Source organism: Streptomyces sp. CA-106110, from assembly GCF_050936285.1.
In the GTDB taxonomy this organism is placed as follows: Bacteria; Actinomycetota; Actinomycetes; order Streptomycetales; family Streptomycetaceae; genus Streptomyces.
The window spans coordinates 2,307,521-2,333,782 of the sequence record NZ_JBNJNB010000001.1 but is presented as its reverse complement, the minus strand read 5'-3'; the positions used below and the strand labels follow the sequence as shown (position 1 = coordinate 2,333,782).

Annotated in this window: 18 protein-coding genes and 3 pseudogenes; 10 read left to right on the top strand and 11 right to left on the bottom strand. The window is 69.9% G+C overall.

The features are described 5' to 3' along the window. Positions 1-18: 18 nt before the first annotated feature. Both ACQEXA_RS10770 and ACQEXA_RS10765 read right to left on the bottom strand, forming a co-directional pair. Positions 19-945 carry an IS5 family transposase gene (locus ACQEXA_RS10770; RefSeq protein ID WP_433129547.1) on the bottom strand — a complete coding sequence of 309 codons (927 nt, stop codon included), beginning with the start codon at positions 943-945 and terminating at the stop codon, positions 19-21. A gap of 134 nt (positions 946-1,079) precedes the next feature. After that, positions 1,080-1,463: pseudogene (locus ACQEXA_RS10765) on the bottom strand (NF041680 family putative transposase); the annotation flags it as partial. Positions 1,464-1,764: 301 nt separating this feature from the next. On the opposite strand from ACQEXA_RS10765, the gene ACQEXA_RS10760 reads away from it, so the two are divergent. Further along, positions 1,765-3,957 (top strand): recombinase family protein, encoded by a 2,193-nt coding sequence (locus ACQEXA_RS10760; protein WP_433134511.1) that lies wholly within the window; start codon positions 1,765-1,767, stop codon positions 3,955-3,957. A gap of 20 nt (positions 3,958-3,977) precedes the next feature. On the opposite strand, the pseudogene ACQEXA_RS10755 reads toward ACQEXA_RS10760, so the two are convergent. After that, positions 3,978-5,039: pseudogene (locus ACQEXA_RS10755) on the bottom strand (transposase); the annotation flags it as partial. Between the two features lie 210 nt (positions 5,040-5,249). Here ACQEXA_RS10755 and ACQEXA_RS10750 point away from each other — a divergent pair. Both ACQEXA_RS10750 and ACQEXA_RS10745 read left to right on the top strand, forming a co-directional pair. After that, positions 5,250-5,669 carry a CBS domain-containing protein gene (locus ACQEXA_RS10750; RefSeq protein ID WP_433129545.1) on the top strand — a complete coding sequence of 140 codons (420 nt, stop codon included), beginning with the start codon at positions 5,250-5,252 and terminating at the stop codon, positions 5,667-5,669. Between the two features lie 218 nt (positions 5,670-5,887). After that, positions 5,888-6,676 carry an Fpg/Nei family DNA glycosylase gene (locus ACQEXA_RS10745; protein WP_433129543.1) on the top strand — a complete coding sequence of 263 codons (789 nt, stop codon included), beginning with the start codon at positions 5,888-5,890 and terminating at the stop codon, positions 6,674-6,676. Positions 6,677-6,888: 212 nt separating this feature from the next. Here the strand turns inward: ACQEXA_RS10745 and ACQEXA_RS10740 are convergent, their stop codons facing one another. Beyond that, positions 6,889-7,851, bottom strand: coding sequence for a helix-turn-helix transcriptional regulator (locus ACQEXA_RS10740; RefSeq protein WP_433129541.1), 963 nt, complete (start codon positions 7,849-7,851; stop codon positions 6,889-6,891). Between the two features lie 133 nt (positions 7,852-7,984). On the opposite strand from ACQEXA_RS10740, the gene ACQEXA_RS10735 reads away from it, so the two are divergent. Continuing rightward, complete coding sequence (locus ACQEXA_RS10735) at positions 7,985-8,344, top strand: ANTAR domain-containing protein (protein ID WP_433129539.1); 360 nt, start codon at positions 7,985-7,987, stop codon at positions 8,342-8,344. 317 nt (positions 8,345-8,661) lie between these two features. On the opposite strand, the gene ACQEXA_RS10730 is transcribed toward ACQEXA_RS10735, so the two are convergent. Further along, positions 8,662-9,207 carry a TetR/AcrR family transcriptional regulator gene (locus ACQEXA_RS10730; protein ID WP_433129537.1) on the bottom strand — a complete coding sequence of 182 codons (546 nt, stop codon included), beginning with the start codon at positions 9,205-9,207 and terminating at the stop codon, positions 8,662-8,664. Between the two features lie 169 nt (positions 9,208-9,376). On the opposite strand from ACQEXA_RS10730, the gene ACQEXA_RS10725 reads away from it, so the two are divergent. Both ACQEXA_RS10725 and ACQEXA_RS10720 read left to right on the top strand, forming a co-directional pair. Continuing rightward, a complete protein-coding gene (locus ACQEXA_RS10725) occupies positions 9,377-10,216 on the top strand; it encodes an oxidoreductase (protein WP_433129535.1) in 840 nt (279 codons plus the stop codon). Positions 10,217-10,498: 282 nt separating this feature from the next. Continuing rightward, positions 10,499-11,956, top strand: a complete 1,458-nt coding sequence (locus tag ACQEXA_RS10720; protein WP_433129533.1) for an aldehyde dehydrogenase — start codon at positions 10,499-10,501, stop codon at positions 11,954-11,956. A 285-nt stretch (positions 11,957-12,241) separates the two neighbouring features. Here the strand turns inward: ACQEXA_RS10720 and ACQEXA_RS10715 are convergent, their stop codons facing one another. The 3 genes and pseudogenes from ACQEXA_RS10715 to ACQEXA_RS10705 form a co-directional block, all read right to left on the bottom strand. Then, positions 12,242-13,873 carry an IS200/IS605 family accessory protein TnpB-related protein gene (locus tag ACQEXA_RS10715; protein WP_433129531.1) on the bottom strand — a complete coding sequence of 544 codons (1,632 nt, stop codon included), beginning with the start codon at positions 13,871-13,873 and terminating at the stop codon, positions 12,242-12,244. A gap of 125 nt (positions 13,874-13,998) precedes the next feature. Beyond that, the gene (locus ACQEXA_RS10710) at positions 13,999-14,784 is read right to left on the bottom strand and encodes a hypothetical protein (protein ID WP_433129529.1); all 786 of its coding nucleotides are present in this window, start codon (positions 14,782-14,784) and stop codon (positions 13,999-14,001) included. Positions 14,785-15,130: 346 nt separating this feature from the next. Further along, positions 15,131-16,569, bottom strand: a pseudogene (locus ACQEXA_RS10705) (aldehyde dehydrogenase). A 157-nt stretch (positions 16,570-16,726) separates the two neighbouring features. Here ACQEXA_RS10705 and ACQEXA_RS10700 point away from each other — a divergent pair. Then, positions 16,727-17,413 (top strand): TetR family transcriptional regulator, encoded by a 687-nt coding sequence (locus tag ACQEXA_RS10700; protein WP_433129527.1) that lies wholly within the window; start codon positions 16,727-16,729, stop codon positions 17,411-17,413. 279 nt (positions 17,414-17,692) lie between these two features. Here ACQEXA_RS10700 and ACQEXA_RS10695 read toward each other — a convergent pair whose 3' ends face one another. Together ACQEXA_RS10695 and ACQEXA_RS10690 are read right to left on the bottom strand one after the other, a co-directional pair. After that, positions 17,693-18,682: an Acg family FMN-binding oxidoreductase gene (locus ACQEXA_RS10695; protein ID WP_433129525.1), complete on the bottom strand. Its 990-nt coding sequence runs from the start codon at positions 18,680-18,682 to the stop codon at positions 17,693-17,695. 314 nt (positions 18,683-18,996) lie between these two features. Continuing rightward, positions 18,997-20,664: a SulP family inorganic anion transporter gene (locus ACQEXA_RS10690; RefSeq protein ID WP_433129523.1), complete on the bottom strand. Its 1,668-nt coding sequence runs from the start codon at positions 20,662-20,664 to the stop codon at positions 18,997-18,999. Between the two features lie 646 nt (positions 20,665-21,310). Between ACQEXA_RS10690 and ftsH the strand changes: the two genes are divergently transcribed. Next, positions 21,311-23,707: an ATP-dependent zinc metalloprotease FtsH gene (gene ftsH, locus ACQEXA_RS10685; RefSeq protein WP_432935099.1), complete on the top strand. Its 2,397-nt coding sequence runs from the start codon at positions 21,311-21,313 to the stop codon at positions 23,705-23,707. 94 nt (positions 23,708-23,801) lie between these two features. Here ftsH and ACQEXA_RS10680 read toward each other — a convergent pair whose 3' ends face one another. After that, positions 23,802-24,683 carry a universal stress protein gene (locus ACQEXA_RS10680; RefSeq protein ID WP_433129521.1) on the bottom strand — a complete coding sequence of 294 codons (882 nt, stop codon included), beginning with the start codon at positions 24,681-24,683 and terminating at the stop codon, positions 23,802-23,804. Between the two features lie 337 nt (positions 24,684-25,020). Between ACQEXA_RS10680 and ACQEXA_RS10675 the strand changes: the two genes are divergently transcribed. Both ACQEXA_RS10675 and ACQEXA_RS10670 read left to right on the top strand, forming a co-directional pair. Next, the gene (locus ACQEXA_RS10675; RefSeq protein ID WP_432935101.1) at positions 25,021-25,443 is read left to right on the top strand and encodes an Hsp20/alpha crystallin family protein; all 423 of its coding nucleotides are present in this window, start codon (positions 25,021-25,023) and stop codon (positions 25,441-25,443) included. 115 nt (positions 25,444-25,558) lie between these two features. Beyond that, positions 25,559-26,173, top strand: a complete 615-nt coding sequence (locus ACQEXA_RS10670) for a CBS domain-containing protein (RefSeq protein WP_432935102.1) — start codon at positions 25,559-25,561, stop codon at positions 26,171-26,173. Positions 26,174-26,262 lie beyond the last annotated feature (89 nt).

Here is a 26,262-nt window from a genome sequence, read left to right as displayed (position 1 = left end):
TGCCTGTCCGTGAACTGATCATTTCCGGGCTGTGCGCGCGTTGACGCGGGCGAGTCTGCGCCGCATGAGGATGGTCATGGACCACAGGACCATGGCCTCGTGGTGCTCGGGTAAGCGCTCGTAGTCGCGTACGCAGCGGCGGTGTTGGGAGATCCACGACAGGGTGCGTTCCACGACCCACCTGCGGGGAAGCACGACGAAGCCCTTGACGTCGTCGCTGCGTTTGACGATCTCCAGCGTGAGCTGGAGATTCTCCCGGGCCCAGTCGACGAGCTTGCCGGCGTAGCCGCCGTCGGCCCACACCAGGGTGATCCTCTCGTACAGCTCGCGCAGGAACGTCAGGGCAGGTCGGGCGCCGTCGCGGTCCTGCACGCTCGCGGCGGTGACCAGCACGACCAGGACCAAGCCGATGGTGTCGCAGATGACGTGGCGCTTGCGGCCCCCGACCTTCTTGCCCGCGTCCCAGCCCCGGCTGTCGGCGCCGACGGTCTCCGCCACGCGCACCGACTGCGAGTCGATGACCCCGGCGCTCGGCTCTCCCTCGCGTCCCTCGGCTTTCCGTACCTGTTCGCGCAGGTCGTTGTGGAAGGCGAGGGTGAAGCCCTCGCGGTTCCAGCGGGTGAAGATCGCGTGCAGCGTCTTCCAGGGGATGCCGTAGTCGGCGGGCAGGTTACGCCACTTGTTGCCGTTGTCGGCGACGTAGCAGATCGCGTCGACGACCAAGCGTCGGCAGCACTCCTCCGGATGCCCGCCATAGCCGTCCAGCCATGCCGGCCAGGGCAGCAGCGACTCGATGGCCCGCCACTCCGGGTCCGTCATGTCCGTGGCGTACCGGCGGGGACGTACGGGGCGCTCGGCGCCGTGGCCGAACCGGCAGGCCACGCATGAGCAGCGAGTTTCCTCATCGGGAGTGACAGCGGCGGGCGCGGGCGCGTACAACGGCATGACAGGACCTCTTGATGCGGCTGGGCGTAGACACCTCCGCTGCTATCAAGAGGTCCTGCTCATGCGGGTCACTTCGCGCGTTCCTGCCCCACCGCCCAAACGATCAGTTCACGGACAGGCCCTCAGCTTGATCTTTAACCTGCACGGTTCTTGTGTTCCGCGATGCTGAGATCGCGTTTCACGGTTTTACCGACGTCGTGGTTGGGTGCCCGGCGGCGGTTCTTCGAGCCGGTCGGGCGTCCGGGGCCGGGCCGGGAAGGTTTGGGTGCGGCCGCCGGACGGGCCGTCTTCGCTCGGAGGTTCCGAAACCCCCGCCGCACCCGCGCGGGCGTGAGCCGCCCCGGCTCGGCGGGCTTCTCCCAGGGGCGGCGAAGATCCTCGGCGAGTGGGCGGGCGAGCCGGAGCTGCGTGTGGGCGATGATGACCAGCCAGGTCCAGCGGTCCGCCGTATCGGGCTCACGGACCTTCGGACGGGTCCAGCCGAGCGTCTGCTTGATCATCCTGAAGGTGTGTTCGAGCAGCAAGCCGTACTGCACACGTAGGTGTGTCTGGCTCGGGGAATGCCCCGGTCGTAGGGATTGAGGGCCTGGTCGCTGCCGCTGCTGCCGTTCGGCGGTTGCGTGAGCGGCAGGCTGGTGCAGAAGAGGGTGGTGAGTCGCAGTGGACGAGCGTGTCGTCGCTGAGCTCCCCAGATCCCGTGGTGGGGAGCCGTTCCGGAGCTGAATCGGCAGCTGGTGGCGCGGTTGCTGGGGGTGCTGGCCGTGCGGATGGTGATCGCTGCGGATGTGGCCGGACGGGACGAGGGTGAGTGCGGTGAGCATGACGGTTGCCGCCCCGTGGGCACGGGTTGAGGGCAAGGTCCGGCCGTGGCATCGCGACCGCCTCGCGGTGATCTATGTCCGCCAGTCGACCCCGCAGCAGGTTCTCGGTCATGCAGAGTCCACCCGGCTGCAGTACGGGCTCACGCAGCGGGCCGTCGACCTGGGCTGGGCCCCGTCCCGGGTGCTGGTGATCGATGAGGACCTGGGGCATTCGGCGTCCGGCCTTCAGGACCGTCCCGGCTTCCGGCGGCTGGTGGCCGAGGTCGGCCTCGATCATGTGGGCCTGGTGCTGGGCAGCGAGATGTCCCGGCTGGCCCGCTGCGGGCGCGAATGGCACCAACTGCTGGAGCTGTGTGCGCTGGCCGGGGCCCTGCTGGCAGACCCGGACGGGATCTACGATCCGGCCGAGTACAACGACCGGATGCTGCTGGGGCTGAAGGGAACGATCAGCGAGGCCGAACTACACCTGATCAAGCAGCGAATGTGGAACGGACGCCTGAACAAGGCCCGCCGCGGTGAGCTGGCCGTGCCGCTGCCGGTGGGCTATGCGCGGCTCCCGGACGGCGAGGTCGTCTTCGATCCGGACGAGCAGGTGCAGACCGTGGTCCGCCTGGTCTTCGATCTGTTCGATGAACTAGCCACCATCAACGCGGTGTTGCGGTTCCTGGTCGACCACGGCATCCAGATGGGGATCCGGGTGCGGGAAGGCCCTGAGCGGGGCGAGCTGGCCTGGCGCCGCCCGAGCAGGATCGCGGTGCAGAACATGCTCCGCCACCCGGCTTATGCCGGCGTCTATGTCTATGGCCGCAGCCGGACCGATCCGCGCCGGCGCCAGGCAGGGCGTCCCTTCACCGGCCGGGTGCGGCGGCCGCGGGAGGACTGGCTGGTCTACCTGCCCGGTGTCTGGCCCGCCTATATCAGCACCGAGCGGCATGAACGCAACCTCGAGCGCATCGAGGCGAACCGGGCTCATGCTCAGAGTATGGGCGTGGTGCGAGGCGGGTCGGCCCTGTCGGCGGGGCTGATCTTCTGTGATCGGTGCGGCAAACGCATGGTCGTGCGCTATCAGCGCGGCGCGGGCGGAGAGCTGCGAGGAGTCTACGAGTGCAGCCGTGCCAAAACCGACTACGGCGGCGCGTTGTGCCAGCAGCTGTCCGGAGCATGCGTCGACCGGTATGTGACCAGCCTGCTGCTGGCGGCGATGGCCCCCGCCGCGCTGGAAGTCTCGCTTCAGGCCGCCGAGCAGGCTCAGCAGCGCCGGGCCCAGATGGACGGGATCTGGCGTCAGCGCCTGGAACGCGCCGACTACGCAGTCGACCGGGCCCGGCGTCAGTACCAACTGGCCGAGCCCGAGAACCGCCTGGTGGTGCGGGAACTGGAGAAGAACTGGGAGCACGCGCTGGCCGAACGACAGCAGCTGAGCGAGGAGTACGACCGCTTCACCGCGGCCCGGCCTCGCACCCTCACCGCCGCCGAACGCGAGCAGATCCGGGCCCTTGCCAGTGATCTGCCCGCGATCTGGCGGGCGCCGACCACCATGGACACCGACCGCAAGCAGCTGGTGCGGCATTTGATCGAGAAGGTCGACCTGGCGGTGATCGGCGACAGTGAACGTGTCACCGTCCGCATCACCTGGGCCGGCGGGCATCGCACCACGGGCGAACTCGTCCGCCCGGTCGCTCGTCTTGATCAGCTCAGCTACTTCCCTCGCCTGGCCGCCCGGGCCCGCGAACTCGCCGACGACGGACACCCGGCGCCGCAGATCGCGAAGATGCTCAACGCGGAAGGCTTCCGGCCGCCCAAACGCCGCGAACGTTTCGGCACCGAGGGCGTGCGCAAACTGCTGCAGGACCTGGGCTGTGTCAGCCACCAGGAACAATCCAGTCGGCGGTCCGCACCAGCACTCGGCGAGCACGAATGGTGGCTCACCGACCTCGCCCGCGCCATCGGCATGCCCCGCGTCACCCTCTTCGGATGGATCACACGCGGCTGGGTCACCGCCCGCCAACTCAGCAACCCGCGCCGATCCTGGGTGATCCACGCCGACCCCGCAGAAGTCGAACGACTTTGCCGACGCCACCAGCAGTCCCGCGGCCACCAGCCTCGACAAGCCTGGCTCGACCACCAACAGACGACGATAATCCCGAACAGGAAAGGAACCCGAGGCGATGACGTCGAACCGCGACTTTGACAGCACTGCGGCTTGCTCATCTCAAGATCGAACCTTCGCAGGAAGGCCTGCCAGAACACATCGACCAGTCCAGCGCTCGCACCGGTGACCGACGACCACAGCCAGACCGGCTTGGGGTCACGGTCACCGGGCAGGTACTCGACCCTGAGGCGGATCAACGTGCCATGCAGAACGGGGAGTTCGCCCTCGTGGTCCAGCCAGGGCCCGCGGTGGGTGAGCCGGGGATGCATCCGGTCCCATGCCATCGCCTCGGCTTTCCCATAGCGGGTGGTGTCGGTGACGGTCGCCACCTCCGGCTCGTGCCAGGTGTCGGACTTGGCCAGGGTGAAGGTTCCGCCGTGCTTGCGGGGCCGGCCCCCCTTGGGGCTGTAACGGTGCGGTGGTGCGGGTCGAAGCAGCACCCGGTCGGAGCGGAGACGGCCCACCAGCTCGACCGGCAGGTCCGTGAGGACGAAAGCGAGGCGGGTGACGTCGTAGCCGGCGTCCATCACAATCAGGATGTCCGGGTCACCGTCGCTCCAGTGCCCTGCAGCGATGATCCGGTCGACAACTTCGCGGAGCTGGGCGGCGGTCACCGCAGTGGCGTCGTCGGCCGGGCCCAGCCGCACCGCGTCCAGCAGCGCGGTCCAGGATGTGCGTCCGGTCTCCAAGGCAGCGACGAAAGAGTAGGGCCAGCCCGGGATGAACTGCGAGTTGCTCTTGGCCCGCCCGTAGACATGACAGAACAGCCGCTCCGCGCTGGTCGGCGCATCGGGCCGCAGCCACGGCGAGACATCGACCGCCAGCACGATCCTCCCATCGGCCGCCCTGGGTAGCGGCAGGGACGCCAACGACCGGCGCAGACGTTCCACCTGGAGGCGCCCGCAGTTCAGCGCGTCGTACATCGCGCCGTGTCCCCGCTGGTGCTCCGCCACCAGCGTCAGGTCGACCAGCGAGGTGACCGGGCCGTCGGCACACAGAACCGCATCCGTCAGCTCGAACAGTGCATCCGCTCGCCGGGACAGGCAGGCATGGAAGTCCTCACGGAAGCAGGACAACACGGACAGCGACTCGACGCGGGCGGCGTCATCCAGAACACTCATCACAGCGGCCGTTTCTTGGTGCTTCGTTGCTCGACACTCCGAAGCCTCAAGGACGGCCGCGCCCTCTGTCCGGCGAATCAAGAACCCCGACAAGAAACGATCTTGCCGAGGTTAAAGATCAAGCTAAGCAAATTGATGAGCCTCGCTCGGTGGGTACCCGGCGGCCGAGGGCGGTGAACGGCACCGCCGAGCCGGGGAAGGAGATCGACCATGACCCAGCACGTGCACGACATCATGACCACCGCGCCGGTGACCGTGGAACCGCAGGCCTCCGTGGCCAACGTGGCCAGGTTGATGCGTGACCAGCACATCGGCGCCGTCCTGGTCACGGAGAAGGATCACCTGCGCGGACTGGTGAGCGATCGCGACCTGGTGGTACGGGCCCTCGCGCAGGGCGTAGACCCGGAGCAGACGACCGTGGCGAACGCGTGCAGTGATGATCTGGTCACCATCGGCCCGGACGATGATCTCGACCGTGCTGTCGGGATGATGCGTGAGCACTCCGTCCGTCGCATCCCTGTCGTCGAGGGCGACCAGGTGGTCGGCATCGTCTCTCTCGGCGACATGGCGATCGAACGCGATCCCCGTTCGGTGCTGGGCGACATCAGCGCGGCGCGGCCCAACGAGTAGCGGGCTTCAGGGGTCCCCACCAGGTCACGCGGAGGTTCACGCCCGCGCTACGCCCTCGACGTCCCGCGCCGTACCGCCTTCGGCATCAGTGCAGTGCATCGAGGAGGCTGCCGTGGCCCTGAGGCAGAAGCAGGCGTCTGCGGCCGGATCCGCTTCGACTCGGACGGCTTTCCCTCATCACGCACCGAGCGTCCTCGCCCGGCGTGAGGACGTCTGCCGTGCCTGAGCTACCGGACGTCGAGGGGTTTCGCCAGGTGCTCGAGTCCTGTGCGAAGGGCAGGGCCATCCGTCGCGTCGACGTGCGCGACACGGGTGTCCTGCACGGGGTGGGCGTGCGGCGGCTGCGCGACGCGCTGGAGGGCCGCCGGTTCACCGAGCCGGAGCGGCGTGGCAAGTGGCTGCTCGCCCATACCGGCGGCCCCACCCTCCTCCTGCACTTCGGCATGACCGGTCGACTGCTCTGCGCCCGTCCCGGCGACGCGGTCGAGCCACACGACCGTGTCTTGTTCACCCTCAGTGGCGACCGCCAGCTCCGCTTCCGCGACCAGCGCAAGCTCCAGGGCCTGTGGCTGGCCGACGACGGCTCCGGCGTCGCCCGGCTGCTGGAGCGCCGGGGGCCCGATGCGCTGACCGTGGACCGTGAGGAGTTCGAGGCCGCGCTCTGCTCACGTCGTGGTCACCTCAAAACCACGCTGACCGACCAGTCCGTCCTGGCCGGTCTCGGCAATCTGCTCGCCGACGAGATCCTGTGGCGTGCCCGGCTGCACCCGGGCACCCGGGCCGGCGATCTGACGGCGACCGAGCGCCGGGATCTGTACACGGACATGCGACGCACGCTGCGCTCCGCGGTCACCGCCGGCTGCGTCCCACCGCGCGATTCTTGGCTCACCGGCCACCGCGACGACCCCGACCCGATGTGCCCTCGCTGCGGCGTCCATCTGCGCCGCACCCGCATGGCAGGCCGCGGCACGGTGTGGTGCCCGCGGTGCCAGCCGGACGAGGCCTGAGCCCCATAGGGACGGTCCCTCGGACGTCAGGTGTCTCGGCCGAGCACCCGAGGACGCTGTTTGGGGTCGGTGCGGAGGACACGGCCTTGGGGCCTGAGCCGTCGCCCAGGGTCTGTTGACGGGCAGTCAGCGTCCCGTCGGCGTGTGCAGAGGTGGCCTCGTTCCGGCGGCCCACCTCTTCGGGTCCCGGCGCGAACGCGCAGCCGGCCGGCTCAGCTGCCGCCGTTCAGCGTCTGGTGAGGAGCGCGGCGATAGGTGGTCCGGTAGAGGGAGGCGAAGCGGCCCGGGTGATAGAAGCCCCAGTGGGCGGCGATCTCGGTGACCGTGGCACCACCGGCGGGATCGGCGGCCACCAGGTCCCGATGAACCTGCGCCAGTCGCACCCGGCGCAGATGGGCGAGCGGGGTGGTGTCCAGATGGCGCCGGAAGGCGTACTGCAGGGCCCGTACGGTGACATGAGCGGCCGCGGCGATCTGGGCCACGGTGATCGGCTGGTCGGCGTGGTCGTCGATGTAGGCGAGAGCGCGGCGCAGCATTGCCGGGTGCGCGTCGCCCCTGTCGGTGTCCGCCTCCTCGGTGAGCGCTGTGTTGGGAAACGTGGGCAGCGCGCTCGCCGCCAGGTGCTGGGCGGCGGTGGAGGCCACCAGCGGCTGGTCCGCGACGGCCGGATCGGCAAGGACGTGGTCACGCAGATAGCCGATGGAGTGGGCCAGTTGCCGGGCGGCCGCTGCGGAGCGCGGCCGGTGCCCGGTCAGCCGGACCGGCCGGTTGTCGTGAGGTCCGGCGGAGCCTGCCACCTGGGTCAGCAGGACGGGATCGAGCATCGTGATGTTGTAGCGCGCGTTGCAGATCCGCCCGGAGTACGGCAGGTCGGGCGGTGCGAACAGCGCCACGTCGCCGGGGCCGAAGGCGTCCTCGACTCCTTGGAAGGTGTGGTCCTGCACGGTACCGTCGTGGACCATGCACAGACAGATCCTGCCGAGCGGCGTCACCGAGTAGCTCATCTCGAAGTCGAGGTCGATGTCGTCGACGCTCACCGAGGCGATGCCGGTCCGGCGAATGCGGGCGCGGCTGGGGCCGGGTGTACTGCTGCCGATGCGCATCTTGGCGTAGGCCTGGCTGAGGAAGTCCTCGGTCGCCGCCAGGTCGTCGCTGTCGAAGGTCAGCGTCTCCATGGATGTCAGTTGCCCGCGGCCGTCTCCGTCATGTACCGGCTGAGCAGGTATTTTTCGTTCTTTGGACAACAGGTGGCGAGGCTGTTCGCCTGATGGCTGTTCCCGGCAGCCCGCTGCGCGCAGGCTGTGGGACATGATCGGGCACGACGAGCACGCGGACCGGGTCACGGCCCTGCAGCTGGAAGTCGAGCAACTCCGCCGTGCCGTGGACTCGCATGCTCTCGTCGACCAGGCGATCGGTGTGGTCATCACCGTCGGTGGCCTGCGCCCCAATCAGGGGTGGGAGGTAATGAAACACATCTCGCAGCACACCAACGTCAAGCTGCGGGAGGTGGCCCGCTGCCTGGTGCAGTGGCCGGCCGGCGGGCCGTTGCCCGAGGTCGTCCGCCGGGCGCTGTCGCACGCGGTGGACCACGTGCGAAGTTCGGACGGGGACCGCTCGTGTGAGAGCGACGAGGACGAAGAAGCCGTGATGTGCAGCCGGGCTTCATGAAGCCGAGCCGTCGCGGTCAGGTCAGGAGAGGCCTCGGCACCGGTGCCGCTACCGGACACGGACACGCGGGTCCGCGGCCCGCAGCACGTCCAGGGTCGTGCCCGCCGACGCAGCGCCCCGCTGCCCTCGTCTCCGCAGGGTTCGCCGACGACTGACCGCTTCACCGCCGTCGTGGGCCACCGAGGCCGTGGCCATCGAGTCAGGACGCGGCCGAACAACGATGTGCCCCGAGCCAGGACGCGGCCGGACAACGACGTCCGCCGCGCCCCGGACGGGCCCGGGACCCTGCTCAGTTCCCTGTCGACCACCAAGCAGGGTCAGGCCGTGCCGAAGCCGCGCAGGAAGGTGTCCGCGACGAGGTCGGCCGCCTGTGGGGGATCCACCGACGGGAACTGGTGGGCGATGCTGTCGACGAGCTGGTCGAGGACCGCTCGCGTCCAGGCCGCGTCGACGTCGGCGCGCAGGTAGCCCTCATCCACAGCACGCCGGATGAAGACGTTCAGACGCTCACTCTGCGTTTCGCGGCGAGTGCGCGTTTCGGGGTCCTTCTGCATCATGCGGCGCGTGTCGAGAGGCCACTCGCGGCTGACGGGGATGATCCCCTCCACATAGCGGTGAAGGGCGACCGGCACCGGTGCCTCGGTCAGCCGCGCCTCGTCCAGGACCCGCTCGGCCGAGTCGAGTTTGGCCTGAAAGACGGCGTGCAGCAGCGCTTCCCGATTCGCGAAGCGGCGGTGGACGGTGGTGCGGTCGACACCCGCCGCGGCGGCAATGGCCGCCATCGATGTGCTCGGGTCCTCCGCCAGGAGGCGGGCCCCGGTGCGGAGGACGGTGCTCAGGTTGCGTGCGGCATCGGCTCTCATGATCCGGTGATTCTATCGCGTCGTGGTGATTACAGCGCCATCATCAGATCGTGAGATGCATCTCATTCGAGTACTGCAACATTAGTGTTGTATTTCCCTTGAAAATACCTACAGTGAAGTTGCGTCCTGAAGGACGGCAAGACATGACCAGATGATGAAGGAGTACGCCATGACACGGACTTGGCTGATCACCGGTGGTTCCCAGGGCCTCGGCAGGGCCCTGGTTCTCGAGGCTCTGAAGGCCGGCGATCGAGTCGTCGCGACTTCGCGCAGGCCACAGGCGCTGGCCGAGCTGAAGGCGGAGTACCCGGAGCGGCTGGAGACCGTGGCGCTGGACGTCACCTCGCCGACCGAGGCTCGGGACGTGGTCGCGGCCGCGGTGGAGCGATTCGGCACCGTCGACGTCGTCGTGAACAACGCCGGTTATGCCACCAGCGGTTCGATCGAGGACTTCCCGGAGGACGAGTTCCGGGCGCAGGTCGAGGCGAACCTGTTCGGTGTGATCAACGTGACCCGAGCCGCACTGCCCGTGCTGCGTGGCCGGCGGTCCGGGCACATCGTCCAGATCTCTTCCATCGGCGGCCGGGTCGGCGGCACACCGGGGCTCAGCGCCTACCAGACGGCGAAGTTCGGGGTCGAAGGATTCTCCGAAGTACTGGCGAACGAGGTGGCCCCGTTCGGCGTCAAGGTGATCATCGTGGAGCCGGGCGGTATCCGCACCGGCTGGGCCGCCGGCGCCGCGGAGCCGTCCGGGCCCATCGCTCCCGACTACCGGCAGACGGTCGGCGCATGGCTGGAGCGGTTTGCCGCGTATAGCGGCAGCGAGCCCGGCGACCCCGCCCGAATGGCCCGGGCCGTCATCACCGCCGTGGATGCGCAGGAGCCCCCGCGCCGGCTTCTGCTCGGTAGCGACGCCCTGGGCATCGCGGTCAGCGCGGAGCAGGCCCGCCTCGCCGAGGCCGACTCATGGGCCGCGCTCAGCCGCTCCACGGACTACCCGGCCGCGTAATGGTCATCCCGCCCGCGGACGGGAACAAGCAGCCTCTGAATTCGCGCGTGACCGCGCTCCTGGCGCCGACGGCGGCGGGCTCGTGGCCCCCAGCCCCGGCCGTCCACCCCTCCGGCCGCCCGCGCGCCGTCGCCCGCGTGCTCGACGCACGCGACTGCGGCCCCGGCGACAGCACGGTCTCCCGGTCGCTTCGGTGGTCTCCTCCACCACCGCGACATCACGCGCGACGCGCCTGACCCTCGGCCGTACCCCACCACGTTCCACACAAAGGCCCTGAGAGACATGACTGTTCGCGACAAGCTCTACATCGGCGGTTCCTGGGTCACTCCCAGCGACCCGGACCTGCTGCTCGACATCCATTCCCCCCATGACCAGTCCGTGCTGGGCCGTGCCGCCCAGGCCGCGCCCGCCGACGTCGACGCGGCCGTCGCCGCGGCTCGCGAGGCCTTCGACCACGGCCCCTGGTCACGCACCACCCCCGAGGAGCGGCAGGAGATCATCCGGCGCTACGACGCACTGCGCACCGCCCGCGCCGACGAGGTCGCCACGGCCATCTCCGTCGAGAACGGCTCGGCCGGCTGGTTCACCCAGGCCGGCCAGCCCTTCCTCACCCGCCAGGTCAGCGCCTATCTCAAGGCGGCCGAGGAGTTCGGCTGGGAGGAGATCCTCGAACCCTCCGACCCGTCGGTGACCTTCGACACCATCGTGCGGCGTGAGGCGATCGGCGTGGTCGCCGCGGTGATCCCGTGGAACTCGCCGTTCTCCGCCGCCACCGCCAAGCTGGTCCCGGCCCTGCTGGCCGGCAACACCGTCATCCTGAAGGTCTCCCCGGAGAACTCCCTCAGCATGATGCTGCTCGCCGACCTGTGGCACGAGGCCGGGCTTCCCCAGGGCGTGCTCAGCATCCTTCCCGCCGACCGCGAGACCAGCGAGCATCTCGTCTCCCACCCCGACGTCGACAAGATCGCCTTCACCGGCTCCACCCGTGCCGGCCGGCGCATCGCCTCCATCGCGGGCGAGCACCTCAAGCGCGTCAGCCTGGAGCTGGGCGGCAAGTCCGCGGCCCTGATCCTGGAGGACGCCGACCTGGAAGCCGCCGTACAGGGACTGCGCTTCGGCTCCCTGGCGAACAACGGCGAGGCGTGCATCCTGCAGACCCGCATCCTGGCCCCCCGCAGCCGCTACGAGGAGGTCGTCGCCGCGCTCAAGGACATGGTCGAATCCCTGAAGGTCGGCGACCCCTCCGCCCCCGACACCTTCATCGGCCCCATGATCCGCCCCGACCAGCAGCAGCGCGTCATCGACTACATCAACATCGGCATGGCCGAGGGCGCCCGCCTGGTCACCGGCGGCCCACAGATCCCCAAGGGCCTGGAGAAGGGCAACTACGTCACCCCGACCCTCTTCGCCGACGTCGACAACTCCATGCGCATCGCCCAGGAGGAGATCTTCGGCCCGGTCCTGGCCGTCATCGCCTACGACGACGAGGACGACGCCGTCCGCATCGCCAACGACTCCGACTACGGCCTCTCCGGCGGCGTCTGGACCGCCGACCCGGAGCACGCCCTGGCCGTCGCCCGCAGGCTGCGCACCGGAACCGTCACCCTGAACGGCTCGCCTATCAGCTTCGACGGCCCCTTCGGCGGCTACAAGGCCAGCGGCCTCGGCCGCGAGTACGGCAAGGCCGGACTCACCGGCTACGTCGAGCAAAAGTCCATCACCCGGCTCCGCCAGTCGTAGCCGACTGGAGCCGTCACCCCGTCGGGCCGGACCCCCGCGGTGCCCGCAGGCCCCGTGGAAACCCCTCGCTTCAAGTGCCCTGGACACAAGGGTGCGGGGCCCCGGCAGTCCGGGACCTCGCGACTCATGACGGAAGGCGTGCCGTCAGCAGCCGACTCCGCCGGGGCTACGGTCGGCGAACGCGGCGAACTTCCGGCCCGGGACGTCGGACTCGGTGAAGTAGCCGCCGAAAATCGGGTCGTCCGCCCGGTGCGTGCCGGAGGGTGTACGTCTGGGTCACCGTTCCTAGTCAGTGAGCAGGAGTGAGTCTTGTACCCAATCCTGGTCAACTGGCGCATCCCGAACGGTTGTGGATGCACTGGTCGCCCGCGTTCGCGCCGCGTCCGGCGACACGGATCGTGTCCGTGGTCCAAGGATGCGGGGGCGGGTTTCCTCACGCCCGCGGGTGCCGTGTCCGGCCTGGGCGGTCCGATGCCCCACACGATCGCTCTGGTCGTGTGGGGGCGGTGCCGTCCGTCGCCGGATGCGGTGCCCGAGGGCGCGCCTGCCGATCGCGATGCTCGCGGCATCGTGACGGCTGGTCTTGCGGTTCTTGCCGGTGGGGGGCTTGTGCCAGTGCTGGGCGCCCCACCTGCTGGTGTAGGCCGGGTCGACGGCGATGATGGTGATGCCGAGTTCGGCCGCCATGCTCACGAGCCGAGCCCGCAGCTTGGATACCGGCATGCCGGAGATCACCTGCCTGAACCGCTTCTGGCGCCCGTGCTTCTCCCGGGTTTTCTCTGCGGTGAAGTCGAGGTCTTCGATCGCGATCGACAGGCCGCGGCGTTCGGCCCAGTGCAGGAGCCGGATCAGTGCATGCCGTACCTGGGCATCACGGTGGTTCGCGGTGCCGGACAGGTCGTAGAAGAACCGGCGCGGTTCGCCGACCGGGTTGCCGTGCTCGTCCAGCCGCCAGGCGGCGAGGTGGTCGGCGTTCGTGTCCACGCCGATCAGTCCACTGGCGCGGGCTACGTCGAGGGGGACGGTCTTGATGGGCGGGATGGTCCAGGAGGCGGTGAGGTACCAGCGGGCGCGGTCTGTGTCGTAGTGGATGCGGTAGGCCACGGCCCGGTTCGTGGTGATGCGGTCGGCCCACTCGTCGCTGCGGTGGTGGAAGAGGGCAGCGCCGGTGAGCGTATACCGGCCGTGGGGGGCGTTGGCGAGGTGGGCGAGCGGAGCAGGGAGCTTGAGGGAGACCTCGCCGTCCGGGGTGACGCGGATCGTCTCGTTGCCGTACCGCTTGCCCGATTCCCCGTCCGCTTGGAGGAACCAGCGCGATGCTTCCCAGCGTTGCCGCCACTGGGCCTGCGTGAGCTGGGCGGCGTGCAGGTGGTGCCGGTTGCGCGCGAGCCGCTTCCCGCCGCGCACCACCCGGACGCGGCCCACGGCGCCATCGGCCTGCTGGGCACTGAGCCGGTCTTGAAGGACCTGCAGGCGCCGGGACTTGGCGAACCACTCCTTGGCGCTGCGGTAGCCGCCTGGCCCCCGCCTGCTTCCTTTCTCCCCGATCGGGAGGGACAGACGGTGCGCGATCGTCCGCACGCCCGCCTGAAGGCTTTGAATGTGCGCGAGTTGGGCACGCCGCGCAAGCGCCCACTGATCATGCGTGGCCTTGGTGATGCTCCCGGCCCAGCGCGACGAAGACTCCTCCGTGAGGGCTCGCTTGCGCTCCGCCCACGTATGAGTGGAGTGCTCCAGACCGTCGGCGCACCGGCGTTTGAGGTCCTTCGAGGCCAGCGAGCCCAGATGCGTGCCCACCAGGCGCAACACCTGCTCGTCGGCGGCGCTCAGGTGGCCCAGGCGGGTGCGGATCGCCACGCCCGACGGGCCGACGGTCACGAAGGGAGCAGCGATCGTACGCAACGACTCACCACGCATCGATGTACTCCCCTCCACCACGCTTGATCGGCAACAGGAAGAACGGTACGGGCCGGCACTGACAGTGCCCGCCACGCGACGTGCGCGCGCCGCAACACCACGAACCAGAACATGCTCCTGCACACTCACACACGCTCCAGCACATCCGAAAACGACCAGTTCCCCACCCCGCCGGACAGGGGCCGGACGAGGGTGAGCGTCCCGGTCGAGGCGTTCCAGGTGCGGTTGGCGATCCCCTCCCAGTAGCCCCGCTCGTAGTAGTACATCTGCGTGTCCGGGTTGAGGCAGTCCGCGAACTGCAGCAGCAGCCTTCCGGTCCATCCGTTGCCGTTGAAGTCGTAGCCGCCGAGGATGCCCGTCGGCAGCGAGTCAGCGGCGCCCATGCGCTGCCGGACGACCGTCGCCCGGGTACCGGCGCGCTTGGTGGCGCGGGCGGTGGTCGCCCCGGCCGGACGTGTGAGACCGGGTCGCAGGTAGGCGTTGGCGTAGGTGCCGTAGCGCATCCCCGGGACGTCGGACTGGGTGAAGTAGCCGCCGAAGACCGGGCTGGACGCTATGTGGTCGCCCAGGAAGAGCGTGTAGGTCTGGGAGTTGCCCCACGGCAGCGGCCGGAAGACGCTCAGCGTCCCGGTCGCGGGGGTCCAGGTGCCGCTGAGGTACTCGCTGCGGCCGAGCTCGTCGTACCGCATGGTGACGCTCGGCGAGCCCGAGGAGGCGCCGGAGACGGACAGCGTGCCCTTCCAGCCGTTGCCGTCGAAGGCGTAGCTCCCGTCGATCGAGGGCACGCCGGCGGCGACCGGTACGGGGCTCACCAGGCCGTCCCCGAGGACGAGTGCGCACAGCGCAGCCGCCGCGACGAGCGCGCGCAGCGCCCAACGTGCCGCGCGCCTGGCCCAGTTCAATAAGGACATCCACATGCTCCAGGTGAGGACGATGCCGATCACGCGGCAGGTCTGAACGCCTCGCGTTGTCCGGATGGGCGGCATCCTTCCCATGGCTCGCGATCAGTCGCCAGACTGCGGCGAGCCAGACTCGGCGGGCAGAAGGCCGGATCGGCCTCGCCTGGCGCCGTCGCAATGTTCGGGGTGGCCGGGTGGCCGGGTGCCGATGTCGAATGACGGGTGCCGGACGACCGGGCGGGATCGGCAGAGGCCGGTATCCGCCCGAGGCGCCACGCACCGTGAGGAGCCGGCTCCCGCCCGCGCCCCTGGCGCCATCAGTACCGGGCCCCTGCCCGCGCGCCCGGCACCGTGCCGATCACAGGCCGATGGACTGGTACTCGGTGTACGCACCCAGGCCCACCGGGCCGTACTCGCGCCCGAAGCCGCTCGCCTTGAAGCCGCCGAACGGCGTGCGCATATCGCGGGATGCGCCATTGACGGTGAACGTGCCGGTGCGGATGCGGCGCGCCACCTCGAGGCCGTGCTCCGGATCGGCCGTCCACACGCCGCCGGACAGGCCGTAGGCGGAGTCGTTGGCGATGGCGACGGCCTCGTCCTCGGTGTCGAACGGGATGACCGCGAGGACCGGGCCGAAGATCTCCTCCTGGGCGATCTTCATGGCGTTGGTGACGTCGGCGAAGAGGGTCGGGCGCACGTAGAAGCCCTTCTCCAGGCCCGGTGTGTCCGGCGCGTCAGGGCCGCCGAGTACGAGGCGGGCGCCCTCGGAGATGCCGGCCTCGATGTAGGACTGGACGCGCTGCTGCTGCGCCTGCTTGACCATGGGTCCGATCCAGGTGTCCGGGTCCGCGGGGTCGCCCACGGTGACGCCCTGCATCATGGCCGCGATCGCGTCGACGACCTCGTCGTAGCGGCTGCGCGGGGCCAGGACGCGGGTGTGGGCGACACACGCCTCGCCGTTGTTGCCCAGCGCCAGGCCCTTCAGGCCCGCTGCGGCCTGGGCCACATCCGCGTCCGGCAGGACGATGGAGGCGGACTTGCCGCCGAGCTCCAGGCTGACGCGCTTGAACCGCTCACCGGCGATGGCGGCGATGCGGCGCCCGGCCGCGGTCGAGCCGGTGAAGGCGACCTTGTCGACGCCGGGATGGGAGATCAGATACTCGCTGACCTCGCGGTCGGCGGGCAGCACGCTGACCACGCCCTCGGGGAAGCCCGCCTCGGCCAGGAGCTCGCCGAGCCGCAGGCCGTCCACGGCCGTCTCGGGTGACGGCTTGAGGACGACCGTGCAGCCCGCCAGCAGCGCGGGGACCATCTTGACCAGGGCGGACTGGTGTGGCGCGTTCCACGGGATCACCGCCGCGACGACTCCCACAGGGGCCCGGCGGACCACGGTGCGGCCGGCCCCTGGGTCGGGCAGCTCGGTCTCCCAGTCGAAGCCGGCCGCGATGTCGAGGAACTCGTTGTTGCGGTCCTTCAGGCTGTGCTGCAGCCAGCCGGTGAACCAGATCGCCGACCCGTTCTCCGAGGTGATGAGTGCGGCCAGTTCGTCGGCGCGCGCGGAGTGGAGCCTGTTGACCGCGCGACCACCCGCTGACGCTCCTCAGGCGCGAGCCGTGGCCAGGGGCCGTGGTCAAAGGCTTCGCGCGCCGCGGCCACGGCACGGTCGACGTCGGCGAAGGAGGCCTCCGGCGCCACGCCCACCAGGGACTGGTCGTGCGGGGAGCGGACCTGCAGGACGTCGGAGGTGGCGGGGGTGGTCCAGGCGCCACCCACCAGCAGCTTGTCGAACGTGATCACGATGTCCTCCCAAACCGGTCCGGCCGAGTTAGCCGAGCGCTGTTCTCTTACACGGTTGGAGACCGTAACAGAATTTCGTTCTCTTATCCAGGGGGATCGGTATCCTGGCTGCTGCAACGTCGTGAGGGGTGTAGCCGGGGCAATCGGAGAGAGGGTCATGAGCGAGACCGGGCAGGGGTTCATCCGGGCGCGCAGCCCGGAGAACCGGGAGCTGCGCAGGCAGTCGATCCTCGACGCGGCCGAGCAACTGCTGGACAAGGCGCAGGTCGCTGACATCACCTTGCGCGACATCGGCCGGCAGGCGGGGATCGCCACCTCGAACGTGCTGCGGTACTTCGAGAACCGTGAGGCGGTCTTCCTGGAACTCCTCAACCGGGAGTACGGCGCCTGGCTCGACGCGCTCCCGGCGGAACTGGCGCCCGCCGACGCGGACAGCGCGGGGCCCATGTCATCGGTGCGCGGTTTCGCCGACGCCTACGCCGCCTCACTCGCCGCCCGACCGGCGATGTGCGAGCTGGCGAGCGTGCTGGCCAGCGTGCTGGAACGCACGGTCTCGGTGGAGACGGTCCGCACCTACAAGCGCCAGGCGCTGGCCGGCAACAACCGGCTCGCCGACATCGTCCACGCCCGCGTCCCCGACCTGGACCGGGCGGCCGCGCAAGAACTGGCCTCGGCGACCATCGTGCTGATCGCGGGGCTGTGGCCGTTCGCCCACCCCGGACCCACCGTCGTCGAGGCCGTGGAGGATCCCGCGCTCCTAGCCGCCCATGTCGACTTTCCCGCCCGTTACAGCCGCATGATCGAGCTGCTCACCACCTCGCTGCAGACCCCTGCTGCGCCCTGACCTGGAGGAGGCAGCGCGGCGACCGCCTCAACAACGCCGTCAAGCCGCGGCCCACCACCGACAGGGACGGCGTCCGCACTTTCCCCATGGCGTTCGGGCACTGGGTGAGAGGTCCGATGCAAATGAGCCTCGCACCCGCAGATTGGAGAAGCCCGCTACCGGTGTGCTGGCAGCGAGCGCTTGACCGAAGGCAACACGGCGGGAATCCACTCCAAGACCCCGCCCGCGACCGCTATCTGGAGACCTTCGGGCTGGAAGAGGCGGAGTAGCCCCTCCGCGTCAGACGATGTCGAGCACCTCGGCCACAGGCCGTCGGGGAGTGGACTGCCCCTCCGGGCCGTACCCGAGGCGGATCACCATCTGCACGTACCCCATGGCCGTCGTCGGGTCGCGTACCGCCCACCGCAGTTCGGGCCATTCCAGGGGTTGGGAGGTCAAGGACGCGACGAGCCCGTCCGTAGTGGCCTGGAGCCAGACCCGTTCCAGTGCCTGCCCTGCCCGTAGCCAGTCCACCGGCCGGTCCTGCGCCGTACCCAGCAGGGCGATATGGGGTTGCTTTTCGAAGGGCGCCCAGCCGCGACCGGCCACCGCCCGGCCGTTGGTCAGGTCACGCACGGGAGAACTGGCTCCCCACTGGCCGGGGCCGAGCGCTGCTGCGGGAATCCCGTCCGAAGCCGTGTTCTCGCTCGTGGACTCCGTCCGCACCCACCGCGCCGTCTCGCCGCGTACGCCGGGGTCGCATGCCTCCCGGCACTCGGCGTCCTGTACCAGATCCAGCATCGACTGCACATGCCAGGCGTCGGGGAAGAGCAACCGAGCTCCTTCGAGGTCGGCCGCGCCGCACAGTTCGTCTATCACGGCTGCTGGTATGTCGTCCTCGAGGAAGGGATTACGGCTCGTGTGGCGTCGATGGATCGCCGGTTGGAGCAGGGCGAGAGGGTCGCCCGGGCTCGCGGTGCCGGTGAGGTCCACCTCGGCGAGGAGGGATGGATCGGAGTCGTCGGGCAGCAGCCGAACGGTGGGCTCGCGGCCCGCGGCCACCGCGGTGACGCGCAGGTTGAACAGCGCGGCACCGCAGCCCAGATGCATGCTGCGGCCGTCCGGATCCGTCGCCGGGAGTCCGCGTTCACGGTCGGCGTACAGCTGCAGGGTGCCGCTGCTGGGATGGAAGCGGAACTTCCAGGGCTGTGCGTTGTGCAGGGACGGAGCCGCCGCGGCTGCCTCGATGAATGCGGTGACGGCGGATGTGTTCAGGGTTGGTGCGGTCACCGGACTCTCCCTTCGGCGTCGGGCGGCGGCTTCCCCTTGGTCGCCGGCGGAAGCATGGACTCGTGCGGTGTATCGCCCGCGAGACCGATGATTAGGTCTCCATGTGTTCAGCCTCGGAGTGGGCGGCACGCCTGCGGTAGGGCCACCCGGACCCTCTCGGGAGCAGGTGGTCCCGGGGCCGAACAGCTGCCGAGGGGCCATTCGGCCCTGCCGCGCCCCGGCTGCTTCCTCCGTGTGCCATTACGGGGGGTGAGGAACGGCCCCTCTACCTGTCGGACGGGCCCTTAGGCCTCCCGTCGTCCCGGCATGAGCGGTCACTGGTCGCGGCACCAGGCCCGGTACGCCTGCACCGCGGTGGGCAGTGTCGGGAAGATGAGGTCGGCGCCCACGGAATCCGCGAGGCCGTACGCCTGAAGGTCGTCCAGGAGGTCCTGCTTGACCCGGGCGAGGGCGAACACGATGCCGCGGCGCGTGAGCTCGCGGCGCAGGTCGTCCACGGCGTCCAGGGCCGTGAGGTCGACCTCGACGTTGGCCTCGGTATTGAGGACGAACCAGCGGACCGGCTCGGTCTGTTCGGCGACCGCAGCCAGTGCCCGGCGCCGGAAGTTCTCCGCGTTGGCGAAGAACAGGGGCGAGTCGTAGCGGTACACCAGCAGCCCGGGGACGGTGCGTGCCTGTGGGTAGTCGTCGACATCGTGCATGCCTGCCATCCCGGGGACCAGCCCCTCGATCGCGTCGTGCGGCCGTGCCACCCGGGTCAGCAGCTCCGCCACCGACAGACCGACGGCCACGAGTACCCCGTACAGGATGTCCAGGGCGAGCACGCCCGCCAGGCAGCCGAGCGCCAGGAGCAGCTCACGGCGCCGGAACGACGCGAGTCGGCGGAAGCCCGGAACGTCGACCATGCGGACGGCGGCGTAGACGACGAGCGCGCCGAGCGCGGCTGAGGGCATGCGCGTCAGCAGTGGGTTGAGGAAGAGCAGAACGGCCAGCACGACCGCCCCGGCGACCAGCGAGTACGCCTGACTGCGGGCGCCCGCGGAAGCCGCGAGCGCGGTTCGGCTGGCGCTGCTGCTGACGGGGAAGCCATGGACCGCACCGGCCCCCAAATTGGCGGCGCCGAGGGCGAGGAATTCCCGGTTGGCGTCGAGCCCGGTCGTGAGGTCGGTGCGGTCGGTGAAAGCGCGTGCGGTGAGGATGAAGTCGGTGTACGCGACGAGCAGCACACCGAGCGCGGGCAGCACCAGGCGCGGCAAGGCACCCAGGTCGGGCAGCGCCAGGTCCGGAAGACCGGAGGGCACCCGGCCGATCACCGCGACGCCGAACCGGCCGTCGAGGTCGAAGGCCACCACGGCCGCCGTGGCCAGGACCACGGCGAGCAGCGGTCCTGGAAGGACGGGGGAGAAGCGGGCGACAGCGAAGAGGAACACCAGTACGGCGGCGGAGAGGATCACCGTGGCCGGGTCGGTGTGCGTCAGGTTCCTGATGAAGGACCACAGTTGGGGGAAGAACTCCTTGCTGTTCGTCCGTACACCGGTGAGCCTGGGTAACTGGTCCACCGCCATGATCAGCGCCACGCCCGCCAGATAGCCGACCAGGACCGGGCGGGAGAGGAGATCGGCGATGAAGCCCAGCCGGACCGCTCGGGCCACCAGGCACAGCAGGCCGACCGTGACGGCGAGGGCGGCCGCGAGCGACGCGTAGTGCCCGGGATCGCCACCGGCCAGCGGGCCGACGACCGTGGCCGTCATCAAGGCCGTCGTGGACTCCGGACCGACCGACAGCAGCCGTGAGGAACCGAACAGCGCGTACAGGGCGAGTGCGGGGAGGATCGCCCAGAGCCCGGCGACGGGCGGCAGACCGGCCACGCCGGCGTAGGCCATGACCTGCGGTACGAGGTACGCGGCCACCGTCACGCCTGCGAGCAGGTCGCCCCGGGACCAGTTGCGTCGGCGAGCCACCAGTGCGCCGAGCCCGGGCATCGGAAACGACCTCCCTGACATCCGTCTGTCCGAGCCTTCGGGCATGAGCAGGTCCTCCGCGGTCCGCTCTCAGGATCCACCGTCGTGCAGCCCCTGCAAGCTGCCTGCCTGGCGGCCGGCACGACAGGGCCGGTCGGTTCCACGGGGAGGGCCCTCCGGTACCCGCCACGCTCGGTAACCGGATCCTGACGCGAACGGCATCGTCGCCACCGAAGTCGAGCGCGCTTCGCAGCGGGGTGTCCACGCTGGTCGACGCCCTGCCGCAGGCACCGCGGCGAAAATCTGGCGTCCGGGTGCACCGATCCACTGTTCAGGGACCGGATGGGGTTGGCTCGTCGCGTCGGTGAGCGCGATCCTGATCTGGGCGGTGCTCGTTCCCCCTCATCGCGCTGCTGGTCCGCACGATGAACCGGCTCCGGGCACCCGCGCAAGCCCACGGGGATGCCGCCCGAGCAGGTGCTCGCCGGACGCTCGCCAGTGGGAAGATCGACGAGGAAGAGTACCGGCGCCGACTGGCAGCGCCGCGAGAAGAACGCCCGGCCTCACAGAGCGCGGGCCGGCACCGTGAAGGGAACCGGCTGCTGGTGCGGCGGACCGGTCGAGCAACGTGACATGACATCAGGCCCGTCGGAGGAGGCGGTGCACTGTGATCACACGATTGCGGATGCCGCACCGGCATCTCACGCCGCCCGCCAAGTCCGGACCCCCGCGGGAGCCGCCGAAGCCGCCTGCCCAGCCGCCACGATCGGGCTGGCGGTGGTGGGTCCTTCCGCTGTTCTGGGTGGTCTTCCTGCTCATCCTCATACTCGTCCGCGCGCCCTCGGGGACTCCGCCGTCTCAGCTGTCCTACAGCAACTTCGTCTCCAAGGTCGGCACGGGTCAGGTGCAGACCGTCGACATTAACGACAAGGGAGCGGTCACCGGCACCTTGAAGAACGGCACGAAGTTCACCACCCAGATCCCCACGGCGTTGGGGACGGGACCGCTCCAACAGCAACTGCAGGCCGAGCACGTGCAGATCACCGCCTCCCAGAGCAAGAGCGGCAGCCCGGTCGGGTCGATCTTCGTCGACTTCCTGCCGCTGCTGCTGATCATCGGTCTCTTCTGGTGGCTCGGACGCCGCGCCGCGCGTTCGATGACCGGAGGCCTCAGCGCCATCGGCCGTTCCCGGGCGAAGATCATCGAGGCGGAGCGGCCCACCACGAGGTTCGACGACGTGGCCGGCTACGACGGCGTCAAGCAGGAGATCAGCGAGGTCGTCGACTTCCTTCGCAACCCCTCGCGCTACGCGGCGGCCGGTGCCAAGGGCCCGCGCGGAGTGATCATGGTGGGGCCGCCCGGCACCGGAAAGACGCTCTTCGCCCGCGCCGTCGCCGGAGAGGCCGACGTGCCGTTCCTGTCGGTGACCGGCTCCGGCTTCGTCGAGATGTTCGTCGGTGTGGGCGCGTCGAGGGTACGGGACCTGTTCGACGATGCCCGTAAGCGCGCGCCCTCCATCGTCTTCATCGACGAGCTCGACGCCGTCGGCTCGCGCCGCGCCGGGAGCGGGAACATCGGTGGCAACGACGAGCGCGAGCAGACTCTCAACCAGTTGCTGGCCGAGATGGACGGCTTCGACCAGTCCACCGGCATCGTCGTCCTCGCCGCCACCAACCGGCCCGAGGCCCTCGATCCCGCGCTGCTCCGTCCTGGCCGCTTCGATCGTCAGGTCACCGTCCCGCTGCCCAATCAGGCCGAGCGCGCCGCCATCCTCCGGGTGCACGCCCGCGGCAAGACCCTCGCCGACGACGTCGACCTCGACATCGTCGCCCGGGCCACTCCGGGCTTCTCCGGCGCGGACCTCGCCAACCTGGTCAATGAGGCCGCCATCAACGCCGTCCGCGCCGACCGCGTCCTGATCGAGCCGAACGACCTGGATGCCGCCCGCGACCGCGTTCTGCTCGGGCGTCGCGAGGCGTCCAACGCACTACTGCCCGAAGAGCGCCATGCGGTCGCCGTCCACGAGTCGGGGCATGCCCTGGTCGCCGCCCTGTGCGAGCACGCCGACCCGGTCGCGAAGGTCACCGTCCTGCCGACGGGCATGACGCTGGGGGTGACCGAGCAGCTGCCCGAGGCGGAGCGCCATCTGTACAGCGAGGGCTATCTGACCGATCTGCTGGCGGTCCGGCTCGGCGGCCGGGCGGCCGAGCTCGTCGTCTTCGGCGAGGGGTCGAGCGGAGCCGCCAATGACCTGGCCGGGGCCACCCAGATAGCCACCCGCATGGTGCGGGACTTCGGACTGTCGACGGCGCTCGGACCTGTCGGATACGCCTCCGCCACCCCGCGCTACCTGGGGGAGACCGCGGAGGATTCCGCACGGCAGCCGTACTCGGAACAGACCCAGCGGGTCATCGACCAGGAGGCCGCACGCCTGCTGCGTGAGGCCGAGGAGCGGGCCACGGGGCTGCTACGGGAGCACCGCCGGGCCCTGGACCGGCTGGCCGATCTGCTCGTCATCCGGGAGACCATCGACGGCTCCGCCGTACTCGACGTCCTCCGGGAGGAACAGCGGGAACGAGGGCAGACAGGCGGTGGCGCACCGGGCGCTGCCTCCGATGGCCTTCGGAGCGTGCCCCCACGGATCCGTGATCCGGGCAAGGGGCACCGGCCCGATGCCGACACACCTGCGGACCGCGAGGAGTCCGCCGCGGACGGGGGGCCGCAGCGAGAGGAAGCGACGGCTCACGGTGTCAGAGAGGAGTCCGCCGCGGACGGGGGGCCGCAGCGGGGCGAACCGATGGTTCAGGGCGCCCGCGAGGAGTCCACCACGGACGGGGGGCCGCAGCGAGAGGAAGCGACGGCTCACGGTGTCAGAGAGGAGTCCGCCGCGGACGGGGGGCCGCAGCGGGACGAAGCGACGGCTCGCGGCGCCTGCGAGGAATCCGCCGCGGACGGGGGGCCGCAGCGAGACGAACCGACGGCTCACGGCGCCAGAGAGGAGTCCACCGCGGACGGGGGACCACAGCGCGACGAACCTACGACTCACGGCGCCTGGGAGAAGTAGCCCTCCGAGGCGTACGGCTCATCGTGCCGGCGCCCCGGCAGGGTCGGGGGTTCGGCGCCGCGTTTCACGACATCGGAGCACGGTTCCAGTCGGCTCACGCGGACGTGACCGGCACGGTGATGACCGGGCACTGAGCGTGGTGCAGCACGCCCTGGCTCACCGAGCCGAGCAGCATGCCGGCGAAGCCACCGCGGCCCCGGGTTCCCACCACCAGTCCCAGCGCGTCTGCGGACTCCTCGGTCAGCACCTTCACGGGGTAGCCGCTGATCAGCTCCTGGCGCAGTTCCACGTTCGGGTACGCCGCACCGCGGCCGGCGACGATCTCGGAGAGCAGACGGCGGCATTCCTGCTGGGCCGCCTGTTCGTCGAGCATCCCCAGCAGCCCCGGTTGCCACACGTACAAGGCGCGCAGGGCCGCGTCGCGCAGGGCCGCCTCCTCGAAGGCGAACTCGACGGCGGCCGCGGAATGCTCGCTGCCGTCCACGCCGACGACGAAGTACGCGGGCTGCTGGTTGCTGTGCTCCGGCTCGGGGACGACCACCACGGGGCAGGGGGAATGCGCCATGACGGGCAGGGAGACCGAGGCGGAGCCGAACACCTCTCTCACCCGGGTGAGGTGCTGCGAGCCCAGGACGACGGCCGTGGCGTCCTGGCCCTGCTCCCGCAGGACCCACGCCGGGTCCCCCTCGGCCAGCAGTCCGGACACCTCGACCCGTGGTTGCCGGGCCTCGGCGAAGGCCACCGCGTCCTTGAGCTTCTGTTCCCCGGCCTCGTGCATCACCTCGTTCCACGCCTCCCAGGAAGGCGGCACGTGCCACTTCCGGAACTCCACGGTCGGCATTCCCTCGGCGTGGACCAGACGCAGCGGCACCCGCCGCCGCGCGGCCTCGTCCGCAGCCCAGGCCAGTGCCATCCGCTTCGTGGAGTCGGGATCTACACCGACCACGATCGGCCGGTGATCACGGGGTTGGGTCATCGTCGTCTCCTGAGCGAGCCGTCATGAACCGTGTCCATGGGTGCCGTGGCACGCGAGCGGTGCCTGAGGTACGCGTCGGGCCCGGGCGCTCCGTCGTCCCGTCACCAGTTTCGGCGAATGCTCGCGCGAACGCATGGGCTGACCGGCTCTGCGAGTTCCGTCGCCTTTGCTTGTACGGACCGGTGCCTGCGGACGCCGCATCACCTCGCCCGTCCCGAGCCCCGTGATGCCCACGGAATGGGGACCCTCGGCATGGGCTGGTCGGCCTCAGCGAAGAGAAGCGGCACGTGGTGGACTGGAAGAGTCAACAGCCGCAATCGCAGTTCTGGAGACGGCCATGGCGACACTTGCACGCAGGCAGAGGTTCCCGTTCCCGGAGATTCCCGATTGGTTTGAGGCCTTTCCGGCGCGTTTCGCGATGCCCACGATGGGTGACCTCTACGCGGTCCGCATCGAGGACTACACGGAGGGCGACCGGTATGTTATGCGGGCGGAGCTTCCCGGCGTCCTGCCCGACGACATCGACGTCACCCTCAGCGAAGGTGTGCTGACCTTCAAGGCCGAGCGCACCGAACACGAAGCGGAGAAGAACCGCAGCGAGATCCGCTACGGCTCCATGAGCCGCAGCGTGACGCTGCCGCCGGGCGCCAACGAGGACGACGTCGAGGCCGACTACACCAACGGCATGCTCACCGTCAGCGTGGGCCTCGGACGTGAGAAGGCAGCGGCCAAGCACATCGAGGTCACGCACCGCGCGTGATCCCGTATCCGGCGGGTCCCGGCTCGGGCGGGCCCACACCCGCCCGAGCCGGGACCCGCGCCCGGAGCAAGACGTGCAGGGACAGCAAGAGGGACAGGAAAGGGGACGCGGAGCCATGGGTCACCGCAGCGTGGGCGATCTGATGACCTCCACCGCCGTGAGCGTGCGACCGGGCACGAGCTTCAAGGAGATCGCACGGACCCTCGACGAGTACGACATCACCGCTGTCCCCGTGGTCGACGACGACGGCCGGCCCGTCGGAGTGGTGTCCGAAGCGGACCTGCTGCGCAAGCAGACCTCCGCCGGCGTCGGCAGCACCGCCGGGGAACTGATGACCAGCCCGGCCGTGGTCGCGGAGCCGGAGTGGAACGTGGCCCGTGCCGCACAGACGATGGAGAAGCTGAAGGTCAAGCGTCTGCCCGTGGTGGACGACGACGGCCGCCTGATCGGCGTGATCAGTCGCAGCGATCTGCTGCAGCTGTTCCTCCGTCAGGATCGCGCGATCCAGAAGGAGATCCTGGAAGAAGTCATCGTCCAGGCGCTGGGGTTGCCTCCCTCGTCGCTGACCGTGGAGGTCGACGACGGCAGGGTCACGCTGAGCGGCAGGGTGGAGCGCAAGAGCCTGCTCCCCGTGGCCGTGCAGTTGTGCGAGGAGGTCGACGGCGTGGTGGATGTCGTCAACCGGCTCGAGTACGACCTGGACGACACTCCGGAAAGGGAGACGCCGTAGCCCCGCCGGGACCGGTCGTGATCCGCTCGGCTCCTTGAGGGACATGGACACGATGACGCGGCGTGCCGGACAGCCGAGGATCCTGCTCA